We start from the raw sequence: 19,621 nt of genomic DNA on the forward strand, positions 1-19,621 counted from the left end.
ATGGAGAACATAAATGGAAGAAGCACTTAACTTTCAGGTAATCATCGACAACTTGACCTACTTCATGATCGGGCGCTACCCCAACGGCCCGCTCGGGGGGCTGGGGCTCACCATGTACCTTGCGGTGGTCTCCTGCGTCCTCTCCTTCTTCGGGGGACTCATCCTCGGGCTTTTGAGCCTGTCGCGGCACGCGATCATCCGCCACCCGGTGAACCTCATCATCAACGCGGTGCGCGGCATCCCGCTTTTGATGGTCATCTTCTGGATGTACTTCCTGCTGCCGGCCATGATGGGCAAGACGGTGCCCGAGGCCACCACGGTCATCATGGGGCTCACCATCTTCACCTCTGCCTACATGTCGCAGATCGTGCGCGCCGGCATCCAGGGGATTCCCAAGGGGCAGACCGAGGCGGCCATATCCACGGGCCTCAAGCCCTGGCAGGCGATGCTCTACATCATCCTGCCGCAGGGGTTGAGGAACATGATCCCGTCCTTCGTGAACCAGTTCGTCTCGCTCATCAAGGACACCTCGCTCGCCTTCATCGTCGGGGTCTCCGAGCTGACCCACGTCGGCACCCAGATCAACAACAGGACCATGGCCTACCCGACCGAGATCTTCATCTTCATCGCGGGGGTCTACTTCGTGCTCTGCTTCGCCTTCACCAGCTTCTCGCGCTGGCTCGAGGGAAGGCTCACCTGGAGAAAGTCGATCTAGTCCTGTCTTTGCCGCAACGTTTCCGAACGCCCCCCTTGGTCTGCCAAGGGGGGCGTTTTCGTTGGTGGCTGCTGAATTGACCATCCTCCCTCTCCCCCCGGGAGAGGGGTGGGGTGAGGGCGCTGGAATCGCCGAAGCTGTTGCCGGGGCGCCGCCCTCACCCGGCCTTCGGCCACCCTCTCCCGCCGGGAGAGGGGATGGACGGGGGGAGGCAGGCAATGGATGGTGGTAGACAGGGCCGGGAGAATGTTCGGTTGCCATTCGGGACGGTCTGTCCTATCCTTTGCTCTGGCTGAAATCGGCTAATGTGACGGCAGGGGAGGGGAGATCATGAAGGCTGAGGTCGTTTCGGTACGCTACCGTATCCCGCTTACCGGGGTGCAGGCGGAGAAACTCAGGCGTACCTGGCCCAACGGCGAGCCGTTCTACCCGTACGAGAAGATGGAGCGCTACCTGGAACCGCTCCTCGTCGAGGACCTGAACTGGCACCACTACTCCGGGGACTACCTCTACTTCACCGTGTACGGCGGCGACATCGAGGCGACCCTCGCCGACGCCCTCAAGGTTTTCGAGGAGAGGCTCGCGCTTTTGGAGGGTAAAAGACGATGAGAAGGATACTGCAGGCTGTCATCTTCCTTTTCTGCACGACCGCCGTTCTCCCGGTCGGGAGCGGCGTCGCTTCAGGCGCACAGGGGGCGGGAGAAGCCGATCTCGCGCGTCAGGTGCTCGCCGAGACCAACCTGGCCCGCACCGCACCGCAGCGCTACGCGAACTACCTGAGGGAGTTTCGGAAGCGTTTCGTGGGGAAGGCGTACCGGGTGCCGGGGACCTTCAACATGGTGATGACCTCGGAGGGGACGAAGGCCTTGGACGAGGCGGTGCGCTATCTCGCGCGCCAGCGCCCGGTCCCGGCGCTTTCCTGGTCGCCTGGACTTGCCGAGGCCGCAGACGACCTGGTCCGGGAGCAGACCGCTTCGGGTGAGACGGGGCATGGGGATGCGGGAGGCATCAAGGGGAGGATCGAAGACCACGGTTCTTGGACCTCGACCATCGGAGAGAACATAAGCTACGGCCCCGACACCGCGCGCATGGTGGTGATGGGGCTCATCATCGACGACGGGGTCCGGAACCGGGGACACCGCAAAAACATCTTCAACCGCGCCTTCGCCACGGCGGGCGCCGCATGCGGGCCGCACCCGGTGTACCGCACCATCTGCGTCATGGACTTCGCCGGCGGGTTCAAGGAGCGCTAGCGCTACCCCCGGTTGATGAGGAGTGCCAAGCTCAGCCGGTTGCCGGCGGGGAGCTTGCCGTAGACCGAGGTGAGGTGCGCCTTCACGGTGCGCTCCACGATGCCGAGTTCGGCGGCGATCTCGAGGTTGGTCCTCCCCCCGGCGATCAGCTCGGCCACCTTCCGCTCCATGGGGCTAAGCGGCGCCAGGAGCTCGTCGAGCCGCCTTTCCCTTCCCGCCGCGGCGTTTTGCGCCGCCTCCAGGATCAGTTGCTGGATCACCTGTTGCCCGAGCCACACCCCGCCCCCGTCGATCACGTTCAGCGCTTCCTTCAGGCGCTCCGCCGAGATGTACGTGTTGGCGTACCCCACGATCCCCACCTTCAAAAAGGCGAGACCCTCGTCCGGCTCAGGCCGGTCGGAGAGGAGAAAAAGTCTCGATGCCGGCGACGCGGCGCGCAGGGTGGCGCACTCCGCCTGGTCCACCAGGTCGCGGTGCAGCATGACCAGGTCGGGCCTTGCCGAAGGGACCGTCCGCCTCAGCTCATCGAGGGTGCGGACCTGTACGATTTCGTTTCCTTCGGCAAGCAGTCCCTGCCAACGGGTGAGGACGGTGCCGCTTGCGCTTGCCAGCAGGATGATCATGCGTTACCTCTCGCGCAGTGCGCTGTACTTCGCCTTCAGAATCGGTTTGAGGATGTACGAGAGGATGGTGCGCTTGCCGGCCAGGATGTCGACCGTGGCGACCATGCCCGGAATGATCGGGAGCGGCTTGTCCTTGGTTCCCAGGTAGTTGCGGTCCGTCCTGAGCGTCACCAGGTAGTAGCTCTCCTTCTTTTCGTCGGTGATGCTGTCGGCCCCGATCTGTTCAAGCCGCGCGTCGAGCCCGCCGTAGATGGTGTAGTCGTAGGCAGAGAACTTCACCATCGCCTTCTGGTTCGGCTTCAGGAACCCGATGTCGGCCGGCTTGATCTTCGCCTCGATGAGGAGGGTCCCCTCGTTCGGGACGATCTCGACGATGTTCATGCCGGGCTGGATGACGCCCCCTATCGTGTTCACGAGGATGCGGTTCACCGTGCCGTTCACCGGAGAGCGCACCAGGGTGCGGTCCAGCCGGTCCTTCAACGCCATCGAGGAGGCGGCTTCCTCGCCAAGCTGCGCCGCAACCTCGTTGTACTCGGTCTTTGCCTTGTTGGAGAAGTTCAGTTTCAGTTCCCGCATTGCGGAGTAGCTCTCGCTGATCTTCGACTGAATGCGCGGGATCGACTGCTTGATGGTCTCAATCTCCCCCTTCATCTCGCTCGCCTTGCGCTCGAGCTGCAAGAGTTCCATGTCGGAGACGGCACCCTTCGCGACAAGCGGCCGCGTGATGTTGATCTCCTTTTGATAAAGGGAGTAGGTCTGGCTGAGCTCCTTGAGCCTCGTGTTCAGCTCCCTTAATTCCCCCTGGCGCTGGTCGATCTGCGACTGTTTCACGTCGAGGGAGTTCTTCAGTTCGGCGCGGCGCGATTCGAACAGGGCGCGCTCGCTCGCAGCGATAGCGGGGGGGGCGTCGGGGGGTGGGGTGAAACTCACGCTACCCGCCGCCTCGGCGCGCAGACGGGCGGCCTTGGCCTTGTTGGCGCCGGATTTTGCCTGGCTCTGCTCCAGGGAGGAGACGAAGCGGGTCTCGTCGATCTTTAGAAGGAGCTGCCCTTTCTTCACCGGGTCGCCCACCTTCACGTGCAGCTCGGAGAGGATGCCCCCCTCCAGGTTCTGGATCACCTGCACCTGGCTGGCCGGGATCACCTTCCCTTCGCCCCGCGTGGTCTGCTCCACCTCGGAAACGCCGGCCCAGATGAGGAAGATGACGAAGAGTAGCAGGGTCGACCAGAGGATGGCGCTCCCGCCGCGCGGGGACTGCACCAGGATCGAGGTCTTGATGTCGGTCACGAAGTCAACTTCTTCATCGGGCATCCTGCGGAACACCCCGTTCGCCTTGTTCTTGTTTATCTCCACGACATTTCTCCGCTAGATGTTCAGATGCCCGCGTTGCAGCGCTTCGAGGACCGCCCCTTTCGGGCCGTCGGCTACCACGGTGCCGTTGTCGATGACGATGATGCGGTCCACGAGCTCGAGCAGCGAGGCGCGGTGCGTGATCAGGATCATGGTCTTTTCCTTCGCCCCCTCGGCCAGGTTGTTCTTGAGCCTCAGCTCGGAACGGCTGTCCATGTTGCTCGTCGGCTCGTCGAGGACCAGGACCGGCGGGTCGAGCAGGAGCGCCCGGGCGATGGCGACGCACTGGCGCTGCCCGCCGGAGAGCCCGCGGCCGAACTCCGCCACCTCCATGTCGAAGCCGAGCGGGTGTTTCTTCACGAACTCGCCGACCCCTGCAAGCTCGGCGGCACGCATGATGGAGTGGTCGTCGACGTCGTCCGCGCCAAGGGTCAGGTTCTCGCGCACCGTCCCCTTGAAGAGCGAGATGTCCTGCGGAACGTACCCTACGTAGTGGCGCAGCTCGGCGGGGTCGATCTGCCTAAGATCGGTGTCGTCCATGGTGACCATGCCGCTTCCCGGCTCGAAGAGACCGAGGAGCAGCTTGCCGAGCGTGGTCTTTCCGGAACCGATCGGGCCGATGATCCCCACCTTTTCCCCCGCCTCGATGTTCAGGGTGATGTTGTTCAGCGCGTTCACCGACTGGCCCGGATAGGCGAAGGAGAGCCCGCGTACCCCGATCCCACCGTGGAAGCGGGTGCGGTGCAGGAAGGTCTTGCCTGCCGGGCGCTCCACCGGGAGCTTCATGATGTCGTCGAGGGTCTTGTACGCTTCTTTCGCGCGGTGGAAGCGGGTGGCGAGGTTCGCGACCTGGGCGACCGGGGCCACCACCTGCCGGGAGAGGATCACGAGTGCCACGAGCCCCCCTTGGGTGAGCTTGCCGACCGAGATGGCGTAGACACCGGCGACGACGAGGCCGACGACGGCCAGGTTCTGCACCAGGTAGGCGACCTGGTTCACCGAGGAGGAGAGAAAGCGCGAGCGCGCGCTCCATGTCGCGATGTAGCCTACCGCGTCCTCCCAACTGCGCTGCACGTGGGATTCCGCACCGAGCATCTTCACGGTCTCGAGCCCGGCGAGCCCCTCGACCAGGATGGCGTTTTTCTGACTGGAGGCGGCGAAGGTGTTTTCCACCGCACGGCGCAGGGGCGCCTGGATGCATGCGGAGTAGAGCATCATGATGACGATGCTGACGATGAAGATGGCGAGAATGACCTCGCCGCCGATGTACCAGATGACCCCGAGCCCGAGTATCACGAAGGGGACGTCGATCAGGGTAGTGATGGAGAAGGAGGTGATGAAGTCGAGGATGGACTCGAATTCCCGCAGGTTGTTGGAGAAGGAGCCAACCGACTGGGGCCTCACCTCGAGGCGCAGGTTGAGGACGCGCTGCAAAAGAACCGATGAAATCCGGAGGTTTGCCTTTTTTCCCGCCTCGTCGATGAAGTAGCCGCGCAGCCCCTGCATCAGCATGCCGAAGAGGTAGACGACGGTGACCCCGATGGAGAGCACCCAGAGGGTCTCAAAGGCGCTGTTCGGGATGACCCGGTCGTAGACGTTCAAGACGTAGAAGGTGCTGACGAGGCCGAAGACGTTGATGAGCAGGGAGGCGACGACGACGTCGCGGTAGATGCGCCAGGAGGAGGTGAGGGTGCCCCAGAACCAGTGACCCGTCCCCTCGGCCTCGCGGGCGACGCCCCCCTCCCTGCCTAGGCGGTACTTTGGACGGACGAAGATGGCGAACCCGGCGTAGAGCTTCTCGAGCTCGGCACGGGTGATGCTCTTTTCGCCCGTCCCCGCCTCGGGAAGGAGGATCTTGAAGGTGTCCTCCTCGAGGTCGCGCTCCACCACCGCCACCGCCTGACGGTTGTGCAAAAGCAGGACGGCGGGGAGCTGCAGCTGGCTTATGCGTGCCAGAGGCCGTTTGACGATGCGGCTGGAGAGGCCGGCGCGCTCGGCGCAGCGGGGGAAGAGTTCCACCGTCACGCGGTTTTGCACGAGCGGCAGGCCCGCAACGATACCGGTGCGCGAGGCCGGAAGCCCGTGCAGCTTGGCAACCAGCATCAGCGCGTCGAGAAGGGGATCGTCGTGACGATCCATGTCCTCGCCAAGGTTCCACTGTGTTTCAGGTGCGGTTCTATCTGTCTCTTGCACGTCGTTTCCTCTTTATGCAGACAAGCCGTCAAAAACAAAAAGGTGGATTATTGTAGCATAATAGGTTTCACATTGGTAATCGTTTTGCGTTATACTTGGGCCTGTTGTCCGGTGTCAATGATTTTCGACTAATGCCTTCGCCCGCAGACCACAGAGAGGAAACCGCATGCTCTACATAGAGAGAGGAGAGGACGGCAAAATCGTCGCCCTGCACAAAACCCCCATCACCCAGGACGCCGAGCAGAAGCCGCTGATGGACACGGAGGTGCTCGCCTTCTTGAACGAGAGCGGCGCCTGGGGCGAGTCGCTTGCCTTCTCGGACGCCGCCACGGTCCGCGTCATCGAGGACCTGGTCGACCTTCTGGTCAGAAAGAACGTCATCAACTTCACCGAGCTTCCCGAGCAGGCGCAGCAGAGGATCAAGACGCGCCAGAGCCTGCGCGAGAAGATCTCCGCCAGCGACCTCCTGGTGCACGACATCATCTAAGCGGCGGTAAAGGAGGAGAGCGGCCGCGGCCTGCCGAAGAAGTAACCCTGCATCGCGTCGAGGTTCAGCTCCTTCAACACCGCCGCCTGCTCTTCGGATTCGACCCCTTCCGCCACCACGGCGATGTCGATGCTGTGCGCCACGCTGCAGAGCGAGGCGACGTAGAAGCCGCTGTCGTTCTCCCCGCTCAAGAGCTCGCCCGTGTAGGCGCGGTCGATCTTCACGTACTCGGGACGCAGCGACTTCAGGTAGCCAAGTTTTGAGAAGCTCCTGCCGTAGTGATCGAGACCGATGCCGTGTCCGCACGCCCGCACCGCGGCGGCGAACTCCCTGATCATTTCCAGATGCTGCACCGCGGCGAACTCCGAGAACTCGAAATTTATGTGCGGTGCGCCGGCCGGAAGCCCCTTCAGGTAGCCGTGGAGCCAGCCCCGGAACGCTTCGTCCTCAAGCGAGGTGGGGGAGATGTTGACGGCGATGCGTTCCACGCCGATGCTGCGGAAGTCAAAGCGCAGCGCCTCCTCGATCACCATACGGTCGATGGCGGAAACAAGCTTCAGGCGCTCGGCGATCGGCAGGAAGAGGGCGGCGTCGAGTGCCGTGCCGTCCTCCTGGGCGATGCGGGCGAAGAGTTCCAGCTGCCGCACGCCGCGCTCCTTAGTGTTCGCGATCACCGCCTGGGCGTCGAGCGTCACGCGCCGTTCCTCGAGCGCCTTGACGAGTGATTCCTTCCACTGCTGCTGCCCCATGGGGAGCGCCGATTCCCCGCTCACCGCGCGCAGTTCCCAACCGTTCGCCCCTTTGCTTTGCGCGGCCGAGAGTGCAAGGTCCGCCTCTGAGAGAAGCCGCGACAGGGTGACGCTCCCCTCGTAGGCCGCAACGCCAAGGTTCGCGATGTTGTCGGAGAGCGAGAGCCTCTCCCGGGCGAGGCGCCCGAGCTCGCTCGCAATCTCGGTGGCGACGATTTCCGCTTCGGCAGAGGAGTGGTGCGGCAGGAAGATGCCGAAGTCGCCGCCGGTGAGTCTGCTCAGCACCGCGTCGCCGTAGCCGGAAACCGCTTCCTGCAACAGCAAGGCGACCCGCTTCAAAAGCTCGTCCCCCGCCTGCAGTCCACGCTCCGTGTTGAGCGCCTCCAGGGCGTGCACGCGGGCGAGGATGAGCAGGCCACGCCCTTGCCCCTCGCCTAGATCGGCTCCCACCTGGGTCTCGAAGTAGCGCCGGTTTCCGATGCCGGTCAGCGGGTCGTGGTAGGCCCGCTCCTGCAGCCCCTCGGCCCTTGCCGCCTGTTCCCCGAACATCTCCTTCACCTTCACCGTCATCCGGTTCATCGCCTCGGCCACGCTTTTGAATTCGCGGGTGCGCGGGAGGGGATCCTGCAGCTCGTACTCGCCGCGCCCGAGGGCGTCCGCCTGGCGCTCCACGGCGGCAAGCGGCTTTAAAAGGAGCTTGAGACCAATGCCGACCGCGGCAAGCATGAAGACGGCGCAGCCTGCGAACCAGACGGTCATGGAGATCACCTCGTTCCAGAGCGTCTCGTAGGCGTAGCCCGGGTGGCTCTTCACCAGGATGGTCCCCCCCTGGTTCCAACCCGCCATCACGTCCGCCTCCGCCTCGGGGGTCTTAAGCGGCACGAGTTTAACGAACCACTGCGGCACGTCCTCGACCTTGACCGGGAGCGTCCTGTCTATAAGCACCTCGCCGCGCGGGTCGGTGTAGGTGATCCTCTGGTAGTAGCCGCGGTCGAAGAGGGCGTTGATCATACCCTCCACCGTGGTGAGGTCCTTTTGCGCCACGTGTGGGGAGACGGAGAGGGCGAGCGAGGTCGCGGTATCCTGCACGTGGGATTCCAACTGGTCGGTCAGGAAGGTGCGGGTGTTGGCGAGCTTCGCGTACCAGGTCCCGGTGAAGAGGAGCAGGAAAAGGACGACGGTGAAGATGATGAGCTGTCGATACAGAGTCATATGTTTTTCCTTTGCCCGTTACAGTTTGTTCTCGGACATCTTCTGCAAAAGATCCTGCCAGAGCCTCAGCCGGTTCGACTTGCCGGCGAGCTTTCCCTTGCCCCTTTGCTTGGCGAGCCACAGCCCGGAGCCGTTGAAGCTCAGAATCGGCATGAGGTCGGTGCGTCTGGAGGCGTGGTCTATGGAGTCGACCAGGTTGTCGAGCACGAGCGGCTCGGCCTCAGGGTCGCTGTAGTAGGTGAGTACCATGTGATGGATGTTGTAGCGCAGCGCCTTGACGTAGGTGATGCGCAGCTTGTCGTCGTCGACCCCCATCGCCTTCAGGGTGAAGTACTTGGCGATGGCGAAGTCCTCGCAGTCGCCGGCCCCCTTCGCCAGGAACTCCACCGGGGTCGCCCAGTAGTCCTCGACACCCCACACCTCGCGGTCGGAAGCGAAGCGGATCCGCTCGTTGAAGAAGCGGTTCACCTTCTCGAGCTTGTCGCGGTCGTGGCGGCTCCTGTCGTGTGCGATGAGCTCCTCCCAGGCGATCAGGCGCTGGTAGGCCTCCCGGCCGTACTTCTTTTCCGCCTGCTGCAGAAGCTGCCGGTCGACGCTGAAGTTGCCGGCGGTGAAGACGGTGCCGGCAACGCAAAGCGCCGCGACAAAGGCGGCCAAGGACAGCGATAGTAGTCGTTTAAGGTAGATGCCCACGGCGCTCCAGGGAAAGCCCCTTTTGTTAAAAAAAAGCCCGGACCGTCGGTAACTCGCGGCGATCCGGGACTCTGTGTCACGTCTGTTGGCGGGAGGCTACGGCGTGCTGCTTGCCGTAGTCACCTTGCCGCCGGCGTCTGGCGCCTGCAGGCCGAGGGTCGGCAGCAGGCGCGACATCCCGTTCAGAATCCGGTATTCGGCGTACCTCTGGTCGTATTGCGCGTTCACCAGGCTTGCCTTGGCGTTGATGAGCTCGGCCTGGGTGTCGAGCAGGTCGAACATGGTCCTTCTGCCGATGGACCACTGTGCAGCGAATGCCTCGGCGGTCTGGCCGGCCGCCTTGACGTAGTCGTCGAGGAACTTCAGGCGCTCCCGCGCGGAGTTGTTGGCGTCCCAGGAGAGGCGGATGGACTGCACCGTCTGCCTCTTCGTGTTGTTCAGGATCTCCTCTGCCTCGTACACCTCGCTTCGGGTCTGCCCCAGGCGTGCCTTGTTCCAGCCGCCGTTGAAGATGTTGAAGGAGATGGTGGCGGTCCCGAGGAACTCCTCGCGGCGTCCCGGCAAGTCGTTGTAATCCTTTTGCCAGCGATAATCAAGGGCGAGATCGAGGGTGGGGTAAAGAAGGCTCTTGGCGGCTTCGTGTTGTGCCTTTCTCTCCTGCAGGTCGGCGCCTGCCGACTTCAAGGTGCGGTTCCCCTGTACGGCAAGGTCCTCGGCCTCCTCCTTGGTCTTCGGGATCTCCGCATTTACCGAGGGCGGGTCGGCGAGTTCGCCGGGGAGGTAGCCTACCACGGCCTGGTAATCGGCGAGGCTGTCGTCGAGGTTCGCTTGTGCTGCGGCGACGTTGGCCTGGGCGAGGGCCAGACGACCCTTCACCTGCTCGAAGTCGGCGCGGCGGTCGACGCCGGACTCGCTTCTGAGCCTTACCTGGTCATGGATCCTCAGGTGGTTGGTCAGGTTCTCCTGGGCGAGCGCCAGGAGTTTCTCGTTTCTAAGTACGTTCAGGTACACCCTGGAGGCGAGCAGGGCGTTGTTCTCGGCGGTCCCCCCGAGGAGGTACTCGCGGGACCTGGCCCGTGCCTCCTGGCGTTCCACCTCGTGCTGAGTGCCGAAGAAGCGGAAGACGTTCTGGCGCACGCTCACCACGGCGGTGGCGGGAGCGACGGTGTTGAAGGTAGGCTCATGCTGGCGCGACACCCCTGCCGACGCGGATGCGTCGATGGTGGGAAGGTACCCCGCCTTGGCCTGGCGCACCTCTCTCTCGCGCGCCACCTTGTTGTAGTACTGTGCCCGGACTTCGGGGTTGGATTGCAACATGTACTTCACGGCTTCCTGGAGCGTCTCGGCGTGGGCCGTGCCCGCTGCAGAGGTTAACATGCCAAGCGCCACTACGGTCATTACCTTACTGGTCAGTGCCATAAACTACCTTCCTGTTCGTGGTATGAAAGTCAACCACCATTGCACATGCCTAACAGCGGGGCACGATAAATGGATCACTCATGTTGATACACATATTATATGTGAATAATAAATTTGCAAATGGTAATTTTGTATGGTTAATTATATGGAAAGAGGCCAGTAGTCAAGTATAAAAATTTCTAAGAAATGGGAGCATTTGACATGGCAGAATTTGATAGTAGCTTAGTAGTACCTTATGGCAAGCCTATGAGGCAGGCACGCTATCCCAGTGACAGTGCGCCTCCGGGGCTCATCCAGAAACCGAAACGGAGACGTGACTTGAAGAAAAATTCATTGGCCATCATGACTGCAGCACTGCTATGCGCCGCCTCCCTCCCCGGGACCGTGTCAGCAGCTACGACCTCACCCTTCTCCATCTCCCCGATGGTGGGCGGTGTTTCCTTTGCCGGAAAGGAACACCTGGAAACCTCTCCGGTCTTCGGGTTGCGTGCCGGCTACAACTTCACGAAAAACCTGGAGCTCGAGGCGCTCTACGACTACGCGAAGCTCAGAAACAGCCGCAACGGCAGCGAGCACGACTTCAACCGCTTCGGCGGGGACCTCCTGTGGAACTTCCGCCCGAATGAGAAGTTCGTCCCGAACCTCGCCGCAGGTTATGCCGGCGTGCAGCTCCCCCCCGGCACCAAGGGCGCCTTCGACCTTGGCGGGGGCTTCAAGTACTTCGTGACCGAGGATGTCGCCTGGCGCGGCGATGTACGCGGCATCTTCTACAACAACAAGTTTGAGGACTACGTGGTCGAGTACACCACGGGCCTGTACATCCCCTTCGGCGGAGCTCCTGCCGTTGCCAAGCTTCCCGAGCCGCCGGCCCCGCCGCAGTCGGTACCCCGCACCATGCCGCAGGCGCAGCCGACCCTGAACCTGACCGTGCCGACTCCGCCTCCTCCGGTCGTGGTCGCGGCTCCCGAGGTGGCGCTTGCCGCCTCCCCCACTTCGATCAAGAAGGGGGAGCGCTCCATTTTGAGCTGGAAGAGCAAGCGCGCCGACAACTGCGAGATGCGCCCGGATTTGGGTGACGTCGCCGTGAACGGCTCGATGACGGTGACTCCTGCGGCCGACACCGTCTACTCCCTGACCTGCACGGGCAAGGGGGGGACCGGTGCAGCCAACGCCGCGGTCATGGTGGCCCAGCCGACCAAGGCTGAGAAGAGGTTCTGCAACCAGCCCGCGGTGCTCATGATCAACTTCGACACCGACAAGTGGAACGTGAAGCCGCAGTACCACGCGGAACTCAAATCGGTGGGCGACTTCCTGAACGAGTTCCCCGAGGCGTACGGCGAGATCTCCGGCCATACCGACGGCACCGCCAGTGCCGACCACAACCAGAGGCTCTCCGAGCGGCGCGCCCAGGCGGTGCGCGATTACATCGTGAAGAACTTCCACATCGATCCGAAGCGGCTGACCGCCAAGGGCTACGGCAAGAGCCGCCCCATAGCGAACAACAAGACCGCCGTGGGACGTGCGAAGAACAGGCGCATCGAGGCGAACCTCGTGTGCCGGAAAAAGGAGGCCGCTTCGGCGGTGACTCCGGAACCGGCCGTACCCCAAAAGGAGAGCTCGCTCGGAAAAAAGCCCTTAGCCCTGGCGACAGCGAAGGGTAGCGCACCGCTTGACGGTGGCGTTACCCCGGGCTCGCGCCAGGGTGAACCGGAAAAACTGTTTGTACCGCAGGTAGCCGCGCCCGGCGCGGCCCTGCCCGCAGCACAGCGCAAGGGGGAGACGGAAGCCGTTTTGCTCCCCTCAGCGCCGACAACCGCAGTAGCGGAGGGGGCCGTCCCCCCTCCGCTGCCTTCCGCGCAGCGCAAGAAGGAAATCGAATCCTCCTACGTGGACCGTCCCGTAGAGGCCGCCCCGCAGGGGGCCGCGGCACCCGCGGCGATCCCCGCGGCGCAGCTTGCACCGCAGCCTGCCCCGCTTCCGGAGGGAGAACCGGCCCCCGGGCAGGTTGCCGCGGCGAAACTGCCGCCTGAACTCCCCTCTGCACAAAGGGCAAAGGAAGTGGCAGCCCCCGCCGCAAATACTCCCGCCGCACCGGAGCCGACGCTCCCCGCTGTAGCCGCACCGGAGGTACCGCTGCTCGTTCCCGTTCCTGAAGCCGAGCCGGTCTCGTCCGCGCTCAGGAAGCAGGAGCCGGTGCCGCCCGCCCCCGACGAGGAACCCTTCGTCCTCAGGGGCGCCCCATCAACGCCGACGCCCGAGGGAAAGATCGCCCTGACCGGGGTCACCATCGACAAGAACGGATTGAGCCTCTTCACCAACGGCAAGGTCAGCGACTTCCGCGTGATCACCATGGTGGAGCCCTACAGCCTGGTCATCGAACTCATCGGTGCGGTGAACGGCATGGGGGCCCAAGGCGCTGCGGTCGACAAATTCGACCTCACCAACGTCCGCTTCCGCGAATTCCCCGATTATCTGCAGATCACCCTCGACGCCGGCCGGGAGGAAATCATCCCGTACCGCACCTTCAAGATCGACACGGGGTTGAGGATCAACATCAAGCCTAGAAGCACCCATCACATAGGACCCTGACCGGCGCGGGGCGCGATGCCGCTCCGGGCAGTGGATCACGATACGTGAGCTTGCTTTAGCTCACTCGTGAAGAGGAGTCGGATATGTATCACAGCGTTGCATTGCGATGGAAAACGGCCGTCGTGGTGACGGCAGTGGTGTCCCTTCTTACCGCCTCGGCTCTTTTCGCCGCCGAGCCGCAGGGCGTTGCCGCGCCCGCTCAGGAGCCGACTTCGGAGCAGGCGAACGACTTGGGGCTCGAGCTGAGACTCCAGACTGTGAAGAAGGATCTCTTGGTCTTTTTGAACTTCGCCGAGCACTTCATCGCCAGCGGCGAGACCAAGACTGCGGCGCAGCTCCAGGCACCCCTCGACGACTACTTAAGAAGGCATGTCGACTACCTGGTGACCCAGGCGGTGGACGGCTCGAACATCGAGATGACGCAGCTCTCAGCCGAGATCGCCCTCGTCAAGACGCGTCTTCTCATCGTGCTCAACTACCGGGACGACGCAGGAACCGTACTCGGCGAGATGAAGAGGCTGTACGCCCCTTACCAGAAGATGTCGGTTCAGATCCAGGGGAAAACCACCACGCTGGACGAGGCCATCCGCCAGTTGGACAGCGACCTGGCGCGCATCGCCAAGAAATAACGCCAAGGAGCCGACGACATGGACATTCTGGGCCTCATCACCATCAACCCCATGAGCTTCAACATCTGGTCGCTCAGGGTCTCGCTCACCCTGACCACCTGCATCTTCGTCATCGCCATGGTCCTCGCCGTGCGCGCCTTCATCCACGCGAAGTCCATGGACCACAAGCACCTGGACAGCGTGAAGGACAAGAACGCCTCGCCGCAGGACACTTTAGCTGAGAGCGTCGCGAAGATGCTCTGGGCGACGAGCCAGAGTGACGGCGCGGCCGGACAGCCGGCCCCGAAGGAGTTCCTCTACGATGCCACGCGCGAGGTGGCGCAGAACAATTTCAACGGCCTCTTCGTGAACCGCATTTACATGTGCGCGAACCTGCTCCCCCCGATCGGGCTCTGGGGGACCGTGGCGGGGATGATCGTCATCTTCCTCTATACCGGCGACCCGGGTAGCGCCATCAACAACGGGGCCATCGGCGCGAAGCTCTGGTCCACCTACTTCGCCCTCATGTACTACGTGCTTTTGCAGGCTATCTGCGTCTGCCTCGACGTGGTCGCGAAGCGCTCGATCAACCGCGGCCTGCAGGTGAAGATCTAGGGGGACGCCATGCGCACCGTCGGAACATCCAGAAACCAGTGGCTCATCTCCTTCACGGATGTTGCCTTTCTGCTCCTTCTGGTCTTCACCCAGATGTCGAGGATGGACACCTCCAGCAGCCAGGTAGCCGAGATGAACCTCCCCGCCCCGGTGGTGGAGCGAAGCCCCGAACTCGTGGCGATGCAGTCGAACCCCGATTACCATCAGCTTCTCGTGGACCGGCACGGCGCGAGGCCTTACTGCCTCGTGCACGTCCAACGCGGCAAGGAGGCGGCGAGGACCGCACCGCTTTCCTACGACGAGCTCTGCTCCGCGCTGAAAAACCTCCAGGAGACGAACCGGGAACATCCGCGCCCGGTGGTGGTGCCGCTTCCCGAATCGTACAGCAGCGATCTGTTGTCCGCGGCGGCGGTGGTGAGCAAATACTGGGGCTCCGACGGGCTTGCAGTGGTGCGCACCTCGCGCACCGGTGATAAAAGATGAGCGCGCGCCTCCAGAGCACCTGCGGCTATGGCGGCACGCGGCTTAAACGGATCCTCGTTTGCGCAGACCATGAGCTGCGCCCCCCGGTCCCGACTTGGCTGCGTCTCTTCGTCGCCCTTGTGCTCGCAACGGTCGCGCTTTGCGTGAGCCGGTTTCAGATGCCGGGCGTACCGGTGTCGAAACGCACCATCATGGACGTGAGCAAACTGGATTTGAAGGCCCCACCGGTGCAACCGAAAAAGCTGGCGCCACCTATGCATCCGGTCGCGGAAAAGGTCCAGCGGCAGCGCACCGTGTACGCGCTGGATGCCAAGCCGCCGCAGTACAACGCGCCGGCGGAAGAGGGAAGACGCCCGGAGAAGACCTCACCCGGCAAAGCCGCGCAGCGGCACGAGGCGAGCTACCCCTCCGAGACGCCTTACCCGGTCGTCGCCCGGTCCTACGGATATCAGAGCGGGTCCGAAGTCTCTGTTTCTCCGGTGGTGACCCGCGAGCGTCAGGCCGCTGAGGGATTCGAGCCGGCCGCAGGCAGCGCCGGTACCCCGACGACGAGGCTTAGGAAGGAGGCGACCGCGGAGGTGGGGGCGCGCCCTTCGACGAAGAGCACCTATATCTATCGCATGCGCGGTGGCCCGACGGCCGCGCTCCCCTCGGCCAGCGAACCGGCCCTCTCGCCGCAGCGCCCGACCCGGCCGGTCGAGGCTGCCGCGAGCGCCCCGGTGCCGCGTGTCGCCGCGGTACGAAGTGCGCCCGAGGCGACCATCGAGGAGCCGAAGGCAAAAACGTCCCCGGCCGCCCGGGAGCGCAGCAAGAGCCCGGCGGGAAGTGCCGCTGCCGGTTCCGATGTCTCGTTGTCGCGCGGGGTGTCACTTATGAGCCTTAAGATCTGCGACAGCGCATTACAACAGGAGGAAGCGATCAAGTCGGTGCTGAGCGTTGTCGGCTCGCGCCACAGTTGCACCAGTGACAAGGGTGAGTTCCAGTTCAAGGGAACCAAACGGGTATCGTCCTTCAACCTCATCATCTTCCCCTCCAGGGGGCGAGAGCCATCCCAGCGATGCGAGGAGTTGGAATATGCGTACGACTGCCTTAGGAAAAACTAGCCCGAAACGGATACTTTCATTCATCATCTTCTGCGCCATCTGCCTTTTTCTGGCGGCAGCGCCCTCCTGGGGCGCCACCAAGAAAAAGGGGCACGCCGCGTCGGCGAAGAAGGAACACAAGACGGCCCCGGCCAAGGTTGCGGCCCCGGTCGCCGCCCCGCAGATCAGGGAGTGGGGCCCCTACCTCGACGTCGCCTACGAGCTGACCTACTGGGACAAGAACGAGATCAAGGATTGGCGTGAAAAACGCGACCAGGAGATCGGCGAGACCCTTGCCTCCTACATCGCCACCTGGAGCGGGAAACTCGCACCCGGACAAAAGGGAGCCGAGCGCCCCGGGGAGCAGCCGCAGCTATTTCGCGACCGCGACTACCTGAGGCTCGCCATCGCCCAGACCATCGATTACCTGCAAAGCGACAACCCCGAGAGCCTCGCCGCCGCGGCGAAGACCATCGAGAGCCTGAAGGGGAAGGCCTCGATGCCCGAGATCGCCTACTGGAGCGGTATGGTGAAGGCGCTGCAGGCTCTGGAGCGTGACGACGCCGATGATTTCGTGGCGCAGGTCTACGGCATCTGGAACGGCTCGGTCCTCTACATCGAGAAGAACGAGATCGCCACCGGGGCGACGAGCGGCGCGGTGCCGACCAACACCCCCTTCTACTATCGAAACCTCATCAACCTCGTGGTGAACCGGGCCATCATCGCCCGCAAGCTGGACGGTCTGAATGCGCTCGGGCCCCTGTTCGTAATGATGAACGACAGGAACCTCGGGGAGAAGGACAGCGAAGGGAAGTACACGAAGACGCTGGTGCAGCGCATCGTGGACGGGCTTGGCGCCCCGGACTCGGACCGCTATCGCCTGAACTTCACCGTAGCGGCGATCGAGTCCAAGCGCCTGCAGCAGGTGGCAAGTTCCAAGCTCGACGCCGAGGGGATGACCGAGTCGGTACAGAAGACCTACGAGCGTGCCAAGACCTTCAACGACCTCTGCTTCAAGTGGGCCGCGGGGCCGAGGTCAAGCGGCGTGGTCATGGCGGCAGTGGACTACCTGGACATGACCAGTTTTGCCATTCCGCGCCTTGCCGACAACGAGAACGCGGCCGCCTACAAGTTTTTCTCGACCCTCCCCGACCAGGAGGGGCGCACCGCCCTTTTGAAGTCGATGGCGATCTTCAACGACATCGCCCCGTACTCCGCGGGAGGGTGGGAGCGGGCCGGCTACCAGAGCCGGGAGCTGTACCTGAAGTCCACGCACCGTCTCTGGCGGGCCATCATGGAGCTCTCCCTTTGGACCGGCGACTACTACCTCGTGAAGCTCAACACGACGCAGGACGCGCAGAACATCCAGAGCTACGCCACCTCGATGCAGATGGCGCTCAACTCCTACCTGAACTTCCTCACCGCGCAGCAGGGTAGGGGATTCAACGACGTCATCCCGGATTCGGCATATTTCGGAGCCTTCGAGGCCTCCGACAAGGTCTCCTATGCCTACCGCAGGGTGAGCGAGTTCAGCACGGACAACGGCGCCTACAACCTGTGGTTCACGCACCGCCTGCTCTCGGCCGAGCTCTTCCCGCTCTCGCTGCGCGAGGTGCGCCAGACCTCGGCTGCGCTCAAGAAAGACGGGCGTTACAACCTGTATCTCGACTACTTCCTGCCGCTGGCGAGCCGGATCAAGCAGTCCCCGGCGATCAAGAAATGGGTGAGCGCGCAGCGTCCCGAGACGGCGACGGCGAGCTTGGCCTACATAAACGCGGTCGACAAGCTCTTCGCCGGGACGGCCCCGGCCGAGGTACCGACCGACACGCAGCTTGTCGCCTCGTTCCAGAGCATGCGCGAAGAGATGCAGAGAAACCCCGATCATCCGACGCACAACCTGTTGAAGCTCTTCTACCTGGAGGAGATCCAGAAGAACTCGAACTTCACGAAACTAGTCAAGGAGCCAAACCGGCTGGATAGGCCGTTCTGAATTCATGTTGCGCCACGAAGCGCTGTAAGTGAACTCGCGTTCCCCCCTTTGCGAAGGGGGGGCAGGGGGGATTTGCCTTTGCCCCTCAATCATAAGAAAAGCCCTCAGTGTCAAGGAGGGCTTTTCTTGTCTGTGAAAAAACAGTCGTTCTGGCAGACGAATTTTCCGTTGTCACGGCAGCAGATATACAGGATGGCTGAAGAAAAATGAGCCCTATGTAATCTTGATCACTATGTCAATCTAGTACCAAGGTACAATAGACATAGTCCTGCCTGAGAGATATGTTTACGCTAACCGAATTTAGAGAAGCCCCCTTCAGCCAATAAATCTAACAGTGGAGAATGGTCATGGCACAGAACACTCACGCAGCAACGGCAGGCGCCGGGAACCAGGTGGTTGGTAAGGTTGTGATTCTGTACGGGACAGTGAAAGCGATATCCCCGGATGGTGCGGTAAGGCTACTCATGCCGAACAGCCCGATCTATGCGAACGATCGTATCGTCACCGAGAGTGACGGTAGCGCGTCGATCGTTTTTGACGGAGCGCAGGATAATCATCTGGATCTGGGTCGTATGACCAATGTGACCATCGACCATGACGTATATGCGACGGTGACCCCCGAAGAGGTATCCGACGCGGTGTCAGAAGTAGAGCAGATTCAGCAGGCCCTTCTGACCGGTGATCAGCCCATTGAGCTCGAAGCCCCGGCAGCCGGTGGTCCCGCCAGTGCCGGCGGTACCCATCCGCTCTTCGTCGTCGCCCCGACCGGTGCGGAAGTGACTCCGACGAGCGGTTTGACCACCACGGGGGTCACCTTCGGGACGACCGCGACGATCGAGGCGGCGGGGACCGATGCTGTTAGCACGCCCACTGTTCCGACGACAAACACGGTCGTGGTCACTGGCCCTGCGGATGTCAACGAAGGAGGGGAGATTACCTACACAGCGAACGTTTCCCACCCGGCACAGGGCGATATCACAGTCAATCTCTCGAATGGAAGCAGCATTATTATTCCGAATGGTGCTACCAGTGGCAGTGTGCATATCCCTGTTCATCCGGATAACCCGTACATCGATGCCGGTACTGTTACGACATCGGTAACCTCAGCCGCTGGCGGCACTGAGAATATAGTTGTCGACCATACTCCTGTTGTTACGCAGGTGCATGACGTTCCTACTCCGACGACTGTAAGCCTGGGCGTGAGCCCGGCAAACATTACTGAGGCGGGTGCGACGGTTACCTACACTGCGACTTTGACGAATATCGCTCACGGTGACGTCACCGTGCATCTGGACAACGGCCAGACGATCACCATCGCAGATGGCCACACCACCGGTTCCGTCGATTACACCTTCGCCAACAGCGACGACGTGTACAACGATGCGAGCAGCGTCCATACCGCGATCAGCGACGCAAGTGGCGGCAACTTCGAGAACCTGTCCCCGGACAAGACCCCGGTGACGGTCCAGATAGATGACACCAAGGACACCACGACTGTAAGCCTGGGCGTGAGCCCGGCAAACATTACTGAGGCGGGTGCGACGGTTACTTACACTGCGA

17 protein-coding genes are annotated in these 19,621 nt (G+C 62.6%); 11 read left to right on the forward strand and 6 right to left on the reverse strand.

Annotated features, from left to right (window positions below):
• Nucleotides 1–13: 13 nt before the first annotated feature.
• The 3 genes from E4633_RS19310 to E4633_RS19320 all read left to right on the forward strand — a co-directional run bounded on the left by E4633_RS19310 (nucleotide 14) and on the right by E4633_RS19320 (nucleotide 1,968).
• Nucleotides 14–715: an amino acid ABC transporter permease gene (locus E4633_RS19310; RefSeq protein ID WP_135872806.1), complete on the forward strand. Its 702-nt coding sequence runs from the start codon at nucleotides 14–16 to the stop codon at nucleotides 713–715.
• A 330-nt stretch (nucleotides 716–1,045) separates the two neighbouring features.
• Complete coding sequence (locus E4633_RS19315; protein ID WP_135872808.1) at nucleotides 1,046–1,324, forward strand: hypothetical protein; 279 nt, start codon at nucleotides 1,046–1,048, stop codon at nucleotides 1,322–1,324.
• Nucleotides 1,321–1,968 carry a CAP domain-containing protein gene (locus E4633_RS19320; RefSeq protein ID WP_135872810.1) on the forward strand — a complete coding sequence of 216 codons (648 nt, stop codon included), beginning with the start codon at nucleotides 1,321–1,323 and terminating at the stop codon, nucleotides 1,966–1,968. Before E4633_RS19315 ends, E4633_RS19320 begins: the two co-directional genes overlap by 4 nt.
• A gap of 2 nt (nucleotides 1,969–1,970) precedes the next feature.
• On the opposite strand, the gene E4633_RS19325 is transcribed toward E4633_RS19320, so the two are convergent.
• From E4633_RS19325 to E4633_RS19335, 3 genes are read right to left on the reverse strand one after another with little or no spacing between them, the layout of a single operon-like run.
• On the reverse strand, nucleotides 1,971–2,591 hold the full coding sequence (locus E4633_RS19325) for a helix-turn-helix transcriptional regulator (protein WP_135872811.1): 621 nt from the start codon (nucleotides 2,589–2,591) through the stop codon (nucleotides 1,971–1,973).
• 3 nt (nucleotides 2,592–2,594) lie between these two features.
• Complete coding sequence (locus E4633_RS19330; protein WP_135872814.1) at nucleotides 2,595–3,944, reverse strand: HlyD family type I secretion periplasmic adaptor subunit; 1,350 nt, start codon at nucleotides 3,942–3,944, stop codon at nucleotides 2,595–2,597.
• 12 nt (nucleotides 3,945–3,956) lie between these two features.
• Entirely contained in the window at nucleotides 3,957–6,134 is a 2,178-nt protein-coding gene (locus tag E4633_RS19335; RefSeq protein ID WP_135872816.1) for a type I secretion system permease/ATPase, read from the reverse strand.
• Between the two features lie 166 nt (nucleotides 6,135–6,300).
• Here E4633_RS19335 and E4633_RS19340 point away from each other — a divergent pair, with 166 nt between their 5' ends.
• A complete protein-coding gene (locus E4633_RS19340) occupies nucleotides 6,301–6,621 on the forward strand; it encodes a hypothetical protein (RefSeq protein WP_135872818.1) in 321 nt (106 codons plus the stop codon).
• On the opposite strand, the gene E4633_RS19345 is transcribed toward E4633_RS19340, so the two are convergent.
• The 3 genes from E4633_RS19345 to E4633_RS19355 form a co-directional block, all read right to left on the reverse strand.
• Complete coding sequence (locus E4633_RS19345) at nucleotides 6,618–8,582, reverse strand: bifunctional diguanylate cyclase/phosphodiesterase (RefSeq protein WP_135872820.1); 1,965 nt, start codon at nucleotides 8,580–8,582, stop codon at nucleotides 6,618–6,620. The genes E4633_RS19340 and E4633_RS19345 overlap by 4 nt on opposite strands.
• Nucleotides 8,583–8,600: 18 nt before the next feature.
• The gene (locus tag E4633_RS19350; protein WP_135872822.1) at nucleotides 8,601–9,275 is read right to left on the reverse strand and encodes a transglutaminase-like cysteine peptidase; all 675 of its coding nucleotides are present in this window, start codon (nucleotides 9,273–9,275) and stop codon (nucleotides 8,601–8,603) included.
• Nucleotides 9,276–9,371: 96 nt separating this feature from the next.
• A complete protein-coding gene (locus E4633_RS19355; protein WP_135872824.1) occupies nucleotides 9,372–10,694 on the reverse strand; it encodes a TolC family outer membrane protein in 1,323 nt (440 codons plus the stop codon).
• A 318-nt stretch (nucleotides 10,695–11,012) separates the two neighbouring features.
• On the opposite strand from E4633_RS19355, the gene E4633_RS19360 reads away from it, so the two are divergent.
• The 7 genes from E4633_RS19360 to E4633_RS19390 form a co-directional block, all read left to right on the forward strand.
• Nucleotides 11,013–13,283 (forward strand): OmpA family protein, encoded by a 2,271-nt coding sequence (locus E4633_RS19360; RefSeq protein ID WP_162605040.1) that lies wholly within the window; start codon nucleotides 11,013–11,015, stop codon nucleotides 13,281–13,283.
• Nucleotides 13,284–13,366: 83 nt separating this feature from the next.
• Complete coding sequence (locus tag E4633_RS19365; RefSeq protein ID WP_135872827.1) at nucleotides 13,367–13,912, forward strand: hypothetical protein; 546 nt, start codon at nucleotides 13,367–13,369, stop codon at nucleotides 13,910–13,912.
• A gap of 18 nt (nucleotides 13,913–13,930) precedes the next feature.
• Nucleotides 13,931–14,506 (forward strand): hypothetical protein, encoded by a 576-nt coding sequence (locus tag E4633_RS19370; RefSeq protein ID WP_135872829.1) that lies wholly within the window; start codon nucleotides 13,931–13,933, stop codon nucleotides 14,504–14,506.
• A gap of 9 nt (nucleotides 14,507–14,515) precedes the next feature.
• On the forward strand, nucleotides 14,516–14,989 hold the full coding sequence (locus E4633_RS19375; protein WP_135872831.1) for a hypothetical protein: 474 nt from the start codon (nucleotides 14,516–14,518) through the stop codon (nucleotides 14,987–14,989).
• Nucleotides 14,986–16,092, forward strand: a complete 1,107-nt coding sequence (locus E4633_RS19380; RefSeq protein WP_135872834.1) for a hypothetical protein — start codon at nucleotides 14,986–14,988, stop codon at nucleotides 16,090–16,092. Before E4633_RS19375 ends, E4633_RS19380 begins: the two co-directional genes overlap by 4 nt.
• Nucleotides 16,064–18,061 carry a hypothetical protein gene (locus E4633_RS19385; protein ID WP_135872836.1) on the forward strand — a complete coding sequence of 666 codons (1,998 nt, stop codon included), beginning with the start codon at nucleotides 16,064–16,066 and terminating at the stop codon, nucleotides 18,059–18,061. Before E4633_RS19380 ends, E4633_RS19385 begins: the two co-directional genes overlap by 29 nt.
• 347 nt (nucleotides 18,062–18,408) lie before the next feature.
• On the forward strand, nucleotides 18,409–19,621 hold a 1,213-nt coding region (locus E4633_RS19390), incomplete at its 3' end, for a retention module-containing protein (RefSeq protein ID WP_162605041.1).

The sequence above is a fragment of the Geomonas terrae genome, from assembly GCF_004791675.1.
Classification (GTDB): Bacteria; Desulfobacterota; Desulfuromonadia; order Geobacterales; family Geobacteraceae; genus Geomonas; species Geomonas edaphica.